Annotated in this window: 8 protein-coding genes; 5 read left to right on the plus strand and 3 right to left on the minus strand. The window is 73.0% G+C overall.

Annotation, left to right across the window (positions count from 1 at the left end; all coding sequences use genetic code 11):
• The 3 genes from ABZ801_RS31360 to ABZ801_RS31370 form a co-directional block, all read left to right on the plus strand.
• A partial coding sequence (locus tag ABZ801_RS31360) for a hypothetical protein (protein ID WP_360704696.1) occupies window positions 1-254 on the plus strand: 254 nt, incomplete at its 5' end.
• A 197-nt stretch (window positions 255-451) separates the two neighbouring features.
• Window positions 452-1,930 carry a pentapeptide repeat-containing protein gene (locus ABZ801_RS31365; RefSeq protein ID WP_360704699.1) on the plus strand — a complete coding sequence of 493 codons (1,479 nt, stop codon included), beginning with the start codon at window positions 452-454 and terminating at the stop codon, window positions 1,928-1,930.
• Window positions 1,931-1,950: 20 nt separating this feature from the next.
• The gene (locus tag ABZ801_RS31370; protein ID WP_360704702.1) at window positions 1,951-2,349 is read left to right on the plus strand and encodes a gamma-glutamylcyclotransferase family protein; all 399 of its coding nucleotides are present in this window, start codon (window positions 1,951-1,953) and stop codon (window positions 2,347-2,349) included.
• Between the two features lie 3 nt (window positions 2,350-2,352).
• Here the strand turns inward: ABZ801_RS31370 and ABZ801_RS31375 are convergent, their stop codons facing one another.
• The 3 genes from ABZ801_RS31375 to ABZ801_RS31385 form a co-directional block, all read right to left on the minus strand.
• Window positions 2,353-3,705 carry a HAMP domain-containing sensor histidine kinase gene (locus tag ABZ801_RS31375; protein WP_360704705.1) on the minus strand — a complete coding sequence of 451 codons (1,353 nt, stop codon included), beginning with the start codon at window positions 3,703-3,705 and terminating at the stop codon, window positions 2,353-2,355.
• The gene (locus tag ABZ801_RS31380; RefSeq protein ID WP_360704708.1) at window positions 3,702-4,415 is read right to left on the minus strand and encodes a response regulator transcription factor; all 714 of its coding nucleotides are present in this window, start codon (window positions 4,413-4,415) and stop codon (window positions 3,702-3,704) included. Before ABZ801_RS31380 ends, ABZ801_RS31375 begins: the two co-directional genes overlap by 4 nt.
• Window positions 4,416-4,535: 120 nt before the next feature.
• On the minus strand, window positions 4,536-5,018 hold the full coding sequence (locus ABZ801_RS31385) for a hypothetical protein (protein ID WP_360704711.1): 483 nt from the start codon (window positions 5,016-5,018) through the stop codon (window positions 4,536-4,538).
• 506 nt (window positions 5,019-5,524) lie between these two features.
• Here ABZ801_RS31385 and ABZ801_RS31390 point away from each other — a divergent pair.
• Both ABZ801_RS31390 and ABZ801_RS31395 read left to right on the plus strand, forming a co-directional pair.
• Window positions 5,525-6,745, plus strand: coding sequence for a helix-turn-helix domain-containing protein (locus ABZ801_RS31390; RefSeq protein ID WP_360704713.1), 1,221 nt, complete (start codon window positions 5,525-5,527; stop codon window positions 6,743-6,745).
• Window positions 6,746-6,843: 98 nt separating this feature from the next.
• Complete coding sequence (locus tag ABZ801_RS31395) at window positions 6,844-7,137, plus strand: hypothetical protein (RefSeq protein ID WP_344949688.1); 294 nt, start codon at window positions 6,844-6,846, stop codon at window positions 7,135-7,137.
• The last annotated feature ends 636 nt before the right edge of the window (window positions 7,138-7,773 follow it).

Genomic DNA, 7,773 nt, shown 5'->3' on the forward strand with positions numbered 1-7,773 from the left:
TCTCGCCGCGCCGCGGCAACGCCCTCCAACGCGCCCTCGGCATCACCCCCAGCAGGAGCACGTTCGGAGGCCGCATCTCGCCGCGCCGGGGCAACGCCCTCCAACGCGCCCTGGGCATCACCCCGGGCGGCATGGGGAATGGCCGCAGTCGCTCCTACGGCGGCCGTGGCATCTCGGGGGCCGTCCCGACCCGGCAGCGCAAAGCGATCAAGCGCACTGTCCGCAAGACGGGGTCAAGCGGCATGCGTCTCTGACCCTGCCCGTGCTGTGGCGGCACCGGGACACCGTCCCCGCCGCCACAGCGCGCATTCTGGAGAGCCGGCCCGCACGGGCGTTGCCCCAGGTAGAGCACGTGTTCAACGGGTATCCCGAAGGGGCCGATAGAGGACGTAACGCTCAGCTACCCCCAAAGAACCTTCACGTAATCACCAGGTGTGGGTAAAAACGGCCCGTGAGCACTCAGACCGTTGCCCTGGACGCACTGGCGACCTGGCCCCGCTGCAAGGTCGCGTACGGCTGCGCCGGACGGGCCGTCGCCCCGTACCTGAGGTGCGCCGCCCATCTGACCAGGGGCGAGCTCGAAACGTACGCCGCCGGACTGCGTCCGGGCGACGACCTGGATCTGCGCGGGGTCACGGTGCCACCGCACGTGCTGTCCGTCCTGCTGGACGCGCTGACCGGTCCCGACGGCCGTCCGCACCTGGGGCGCGGCAGGTTCGACGGGGCGGTGCTGCCGTCGCCGTTCTCGCTGTCGGGCGCGTGCCTGGAGGGCGACAGCTCGTTCGACGGCGCGTGCTTCACCGGCGCCGCGTGCTTCCTGGACGCCCGGTTCCTGGGGCACGTGTCGTTCCGCAGGGTCCGTTTCAGGGGCAACGCCTCGTTCCACGGCGCACGGTTCCACCGGCACGCCACGTTCGACGAAGCGGTGTTCGCAGGGGACGCGCTGTTCGGAGAGACCACCTGGCAGGCGGACGCGTCCCTCTCCCGGGCGGTCTTCATCGGCGCGGCGGCGTTCGACCGGGCGCGCTTCGGCCGCGACGCCTGGCTGCAGGCGGCGCGGTTCGGCGGCGCTGTCTCGTTCCGGCGCGTACGGGTGACCCGGCAGGCGCGCTTCGAACGCGTCCGTTTCCGTCGCGACGCCTGGCTGGGCCCCCTGGCGGCAGGACGCCTGGGCCTGGCGGACGCGGTGGCCCACGGCACGCTGCACGTGAGCGCGGTGACGCGCGCCCTGGACGCGCGCGGCCTGTCGGTACGGGGAGCCGCCAACTTCCGTCTCCGCCACGCCGATCTCAACCTGGAGAACGCGGTGTTCGACGGCGCCCTGTCGGTACGGACGGTCGACCACCCGTTCCATGGGCTGACCGATCTGCCGCACGAGCCGGTGGTGCGGGTGCTGTCCCTATGCGGGACCACGGCGCCCGGCGTGGCCCTCACAGACGTGGACCTGAGCCGTTGCCGTTTCCTGGGGCTGGCGCGCCCGGAGCGTCTGCGGCTGTCGGGGTGTTCGTTCGCGACCGCCCCGCCGAGCCGTTGGCGACTCCCGGGATGGCACGCGCGGCGGCATGCCGTCCTGGCCGAAGACCTCACGGGCTCGGCCAACGCCGGCCTCCTGGAGACGCTCTACCGGCAGCTCGCGTCCGCCGCCCACGAGTGCGAGGACGGACGAAAGCTCGAACGCGACTTCCGCTACTGCGCCCTGGACATCCGCCGCCGCACGGAACGCGACCAGTGGCGCCGCCTGGGCCTGCACCTGCTGTGGTTCACCTGCGGCTACGGCCTGCGCATCGGCCGCACGCTCCTGTGCCTCGCCGTCCTGGCAACGGCCGTCTGGTTCGGCCTGACCCTGGCCCGCCACGGCGCCACCCCCCTCACCCCCACCCCCCGCCACGCCCTCCCCTCCCCGGGGAGGGGGGCCGACGAGCCCTGGTGAGGGGCGTACGCTGCGCGGGCATGGAGGGGTTGTTCGTCTACGGCACGCTGCGTTTTCCTGAGGTTCTGCGGGTTCTGCTGGGGCGGGTGCCTGACATGCGTCCGGCGACGGCCACGGGGTGGAGTGTGCGGGCCTTGCCGGGGGTGGTGTACCCGGGGCTCGTGGCCGACCCGGACGGTGTTGCACAGGGGCTGGTGATGACCGGCCTCACCGAGGACGAACGCCGTCTGCTGGACGCCTACGAAGACGACGACTACGACCCCGTCCTCATCACCCTGGACGACGGGCAACGCGCCTGGACGTACGTGTGGAAGGCGCCCACCGAGCCCTACGACTGGGACGTGGAGCGGTTCGCACGCGAGGAGCTGCCCGCGTTCGTGGACGGGTGCCGCCTGTGGCGCCGGGCTTTCACGTCGTGAACGTCAGGACAGGTCGCGCAGCGCCACGCTGACGACGGTTCCGTGGCCGGGCTTGGAGAGGAGCTGGGCGCGCCCCCCGTGGGCGGCGGCGATGGCGGCGACGATCGGCAGGCCGAGCCCGGTGCCGGACGAGCCGTCCCCGGCGCGGTGGAAGCGTTCGAAGGCGCGGGCGGCGTCCTCCGGCGCCATCCCCGGGCCCTGGTCGGCGACCTCGACCAGGAGGCCGCCGGGGTCGCGGCGGAGCCGCACCGTGGCGGCGGTCCCAGGCGGGGTGTGCGTGCGGACGTTGGCCAGCAGGTTCGCCAGGATCTGCCGGACGCGGGCCTCGTCCACCGTCGCGACCAGCTCGTCCGGCGCCTCCAGGGCGACCGGATGGTCGGGGCCCGCGGCCGAGGCGTCGGCGACGGCGTCCCGGGCCAGCGCCACCACGTCGACGCGGGCGGGACGCAGGGACGCGTCGCGGTCCAGCCGGGCCAGTTCCAGCAGGTCGCCGACCAGGGCGCTCATGCGGCGCGCCTCGTCCTCGATCCGCCGCATCGCGTCCGGCAGCTCGTCCGGGCCGAGGGCGCCGTGCCGGTACAGCTCCGCGTACCCCTGGATGGTGGTGAGCGGGGTGCGCAGCTCGTGGGAGGCGTCCGCGGCGAACTCCCGCACCCGCGCCTCGGAGCGGGCGCGCGCCCAGAACGCCTGCTCGATCCGGTCGAGCATCACGTTGATCGCGGCGGCGAGCCGGGACGCCTCGGTGGCCGGGCCGGGGCCGGGCATGCGGGCGCGCAGGTCGCCGCCGGACGCGATCGCCTGGGCGGTGGCGGCCATCCGGCTCAGCGGCAGCAGCCCCCGGCCGATCAGGCCGCGTCCGGCCAGGGCCAGCGCCGCGACCAGCACGGCCGTCGTGACCAGCTCCGCGGCGACCAGGTTGCGCACGGCCGCGCGGATCTCGTCCAGCGGCGCCGCCACGACGACCACGTTGCCGTTGCGCATCTCGCGAGCCACCGCGCGCAGCCCCGGCAGCGAGAACGGCTCCAGCGACGCCGCCCGCGCGCGCAGCTCCGCGTGCCCCAGGCCGGCCACCGCGCGGACCGCCGGGAGAGGGTCGGGGTCGTCCCCGCTGAGCACCCGCACCCGCCCGGCCGGGTTGACGTTCAGCACGACGAACCGGGGCGGCGCGACGCCCTCCCCGGGCAGCCCGGGGCGGACGATCCGTATCACCGCCCGGTCGCGGGTGGCCTGCAACTGCCCGTCCACCCGGTTCATCAGGTACGTGTGCAGGACGAACCCGCTCACCCCGCACATGACGAGAAGCCCGGCCAGCGTGACGCCGAGCAGGCCGGTCATGAGCCGGGCGTTGAGCGTCATGGCCGCAGCGCGTACCCCACCCCGCGCCGGGTGTGGATGAGCGGCGGCCCCAGCGGGTCCAGCTTGCGCCGCAGGTAGCTGATGTAGGTCTCGACGACCTGGGGGTTGTCGTCCCGGTCCCAGCCCCACACGTTCTCCAGCAGCTGCGCCCGGGTGAGCACCCGCCCGGGGTTGCGCATCAGGTACGCCAGCAGCCGGAACTCGGTGGGCGACAGGTCGACCTCCACCCCGGCGCGGCGCACCGTCCAGTGGGCCTCGTCCAGTTCCAGGTCGGCGACCCGCAGCACCTGCCCGTCCTCCGCCGGAGGGGGCGCGGGGGCGGCGGGGGCGGCGCGGCGCAGCACCGCCCGGATCCGCGCCACCAGCGCGTCGATCGAGAACGGCTTGGTGACGTAGTCGTCACCGCCGAGGGTGAGCCCGGTGACGGTGTCGGACGGCGTGTCCCGCGCGGTCAGGAAGATCACCGGGGTGTCGTCGCCCGCGGCGCGCAGGCGCCGGCACACCTCGAAACCGTCGATGTCCGGCAGCAGGACGTCCAGCAGGATCAGGTCGGGGCGGCGGTCGCCGCCGGGCCCGCGGGCGGCGCGCAGCGCCTCGGCGCCGGTGCGCGCCACGACGGTCCGGAACCCGTGGAAGCGCAGCGCCGTCTCGATCAGGTCGCGGATGTTGGCCTCGTCCTCCACTACCAGCACCCGCCGGTCGTCGCTCATGGGCTCCCCTGGTCGCCGCAGGCCGCTCACGGCGGCGAGCCGCCGCCCGCACCGGGCCGATGCCGCCGCCCGCCGCCCGACGTTACTGCAGGGCGCCGGATCGGGACGACGACAGGCTGCTCAGTCCTTCGGGACCCGGAACGCCGCCGCCGTGCGGGTGGCGCCCGTGCGCTCGCCCACGACGATCACCTGGTCGCCGTTCTTCACCGCCGACAGCTGGGACTTCTCGCCGTCCCTGCGGAAACGGGTCTTGTCGTTGGTCGTCCACTGCCACGAGGCGCCGTCGGCGCTGCGCACCGTCACGACCGCGCCGGACCGTCCGGTCACCTCGCCGCGCTGCCAGGTGACGACGCGGAACCCGCCGTCACGCCGCACGGTCGCCTCGCCGTGCACGCCCTGCCCGCCGCGCATGCCGTGGCCCTTGCGCGCCGCCCAGCGGTGCGGCTGCCGCTTCCACTGGTGCCGGTCGCCCTTGTCCGGCGACGCCGAGGTCGACGGCGCGGGGGACGGATCCGCGACCGCGGGGACGGCCACGAGCAGCCCGAGGCCGAGCACACCCGCCGCACCGGCGCCCGCTATCAGAGTCTTGGTGTTCCTTCGCATACGGCACAGCCAAGCAGGTCCGTCTGGGAGACGCCCCGGCACGAACCTGAGAGAACCCTGGGAACCGGCTGACGATGCCCCGCGCGTCCGCCGCACGCCTCCGCGCGCGCCGCCACCGGGGTGCCCGGCGCGCCAGTTATCGCACCGGACGCCGCGACCTTTCGTAAGAATTGCCAAGGCCCCGATAAGCACCGCGAATTGGGAAGGGCCGATAACGCCGACGACACCGAACGCTCACCCGACGTCACATGGTGCGAAAATCCTGCAGCCGCCGCCGACATGCCCAATGATGATCGTCCACACGCTTCTGACCAGGGCTTTCGTCGACGCGGCCGACCTCATCTGCATCTTGACCCGTCGCCGCACATCCTGAACCGTTGTAAGTCAAGTGACAACGGGGCAGCGCGAAATCGTCAGTTGCGCACTATAGCGCGGCGATTCGAACGTCAATCCTGGGATCCCCGTAATCAAGTGGCAGACGGGACTGACCGTCCTAGGGAGGTCCAGTGGCTCAGCCGTTCCCGCACTCGTCCGCCGCCGAACTGCCCGTCTCGGAACTGCCGGCCGACATGGCCGCCCCGCTACGGCCCCACCTCACCGCCGCCGCGGAGGAGATGGTCCGGGAGATCCAGGGCATGGTCCCCGAGTACGCGCGTCCGCCCGAAAGCCCGTACGGGCAGCGCATGCGGCGCCAGATCCAGCAGGCCGTCCAGCACTTCGTCGACGCCATCGGCAACCCGGACCAGGACTGGGACGCCGTCGTGGCGATCTTCGAGGGCATCGGCCGGCACGAGGCCCGCCAGGGGCGCGGCCTGGACGGCCTGCAGACCGCCATCCGGGTGAGCGGACAGGTCGCCTGCCGCCGCTTCATCCGCGACGCCCGGCGCCTGGACTGGCCGCTGGACGTCCTCGGGCACATCACCGAGTCGCTGTTCGTGTTCCTGGAGAAGATCGCCGAGGCCGCCGCCCGCGGGTACGCCGGCGCCCACGAGGGGCTGGCCGACGAGCGGGAACGGTCCCGCCGGCGGCTGCGCGACCTGCTGGTCGCCGACCCGCCCGCCAGCCGCGAGGCCGTCACCGAACTGGCCCGCCCCGCATGCTGGACACCGCCGCGCACCCTGGCCGCCGTCGCGCTGCGCACACCCGCCGATTTCACCCCGCCCGTGCTGCCACCGTCCGTCCTGGCCGACTGGCACGCACCCGCGCCGTACCTGATCGTCCCCGACCCGGACGGCCCCGGGCAGGACCGTCTGATCACCGCCCTGGTGCGCGACTGCCAGGCCGCCATCGGCCCGACCGTGCCGCCCACCAAGGGCGCCCTGTCGCTGCGCTGGGCCCGGCATGCCCTCGACCTGGTGGAACGCGGCGTCCTGCCCGGTAAGGAGGCGGTGCGCTGCCTGGACCACCTCCCCACCCTCATCGCCGCCCGCAGCGCGGAACTGATCGACGTCGCGCTGCGCCACCGCCTGGCCCCCCTCGTCGACCTGCCCCGGCACAAGCGCGACCCCCTCGTCCGAACGCTTCTCACCTACATGGAGAACCGCGACAACGCCGTCGCCGCCGCCGACCGGCTGCTGGTGCACGAACAGACCGTCCGCTACCGCATCCGCCGCCTGGAACAGATGCTCGGCGAACTGGTCTACGACGCCGACCGCCGCATCGAACTGCTTCTTCTCCTGCACGCCTGGGTCCACATCCACCCCGCCGCCGAAACCGCCGCGTCCTGAATCCGCCCCCGTGCCCCAAGATCAGCCTCACTCCGGCGCCGCACGCCCTTTAAGCCCGGGTAGTTGAATTGTCAGACCCACGGGGAATGATGCGGGGTATGAGCAGAGACACCCATTCGGGGTTGCGGTGCCCGCACTGCCAAACGGCTCTCACGCTCGTTCCGGCGGCGGGGAATCCGGCCGTTCCCGCGCTGTCCCCGGTCGTCCGGGACGAGACACCCCCGCCCGTCCACGAAGTGCTCGCCGTTTACGCGAACCGCACCAAGGACACCGCCACCGCCCTGCGCGGCGCCGCCCGCGTCCGCGACAGCTTCAACCGCGCCCGCATGGCCGCCGCCCAACGCCGCGCCGCCCAAAAAGCCGCCCAACAACGCCCCGCCCGCAGCGCCTGACCAATTCCCGCCCACCCCCCTGACTCACCCATTCCCTCCTCCGCAATACGCCCGCACTCAACACCCCCATCGCCCCGGCCCCGCACCAGCCGCCAGCGAACACCGCCCCACCCAGCACCCGCTGCATTCCGGCATGCCCCCAGCCACACACCACGCCCCCCAGGCTGAGCCGCCGACGGCCCCCACGTCCCGAGCCCTGTGACCACCGCAAATCCAGCGCTCCCCCCAGCGGCCCCCACACCTGAACCCTGGCACCCCCTCCGCCCACCTGGCACAAGCCAACCCCCAACGCCAGGCCCACCAACGCGAATCGCCCCCCGCCGCCAAACCGCACCGCAGAAGCGTGCCCAAGACACCAGTACTTCCGCCCTGGGTCTGCGACGACGGACGGGACGATCAGCGGGCGCACGGCCAGCGGTTCGCAAGCGTCGTCAGCAGGTCGGACAGCTTCCCCAACGGCAGCCGCGCACGTGGACACCAACCGCGCAAAGCGTCGATCGCCCCCCACGCGAAACCGCACCGCGGAAGCGCACGCAAACACCCGGGTCTGTCCAGTTAACGGTGTAACTGGATCTTGTTCGGGTTAGTTTCGGGCTGCGGCCAAGCGGCCTTCGAAGGCGATGTCGAAGGCGTTCA

The organism is Actinomadura sp. NPDC047616 (assembly GCF_040642915.1).
In the GTDB taxonomy this organism is placed as follows: Bacteria; Actinomycetota; Actinomycetes; order Streptosporangiales; family Streptosporangiaceae; genus Spirillospora; species Spirillospora miaoliensis.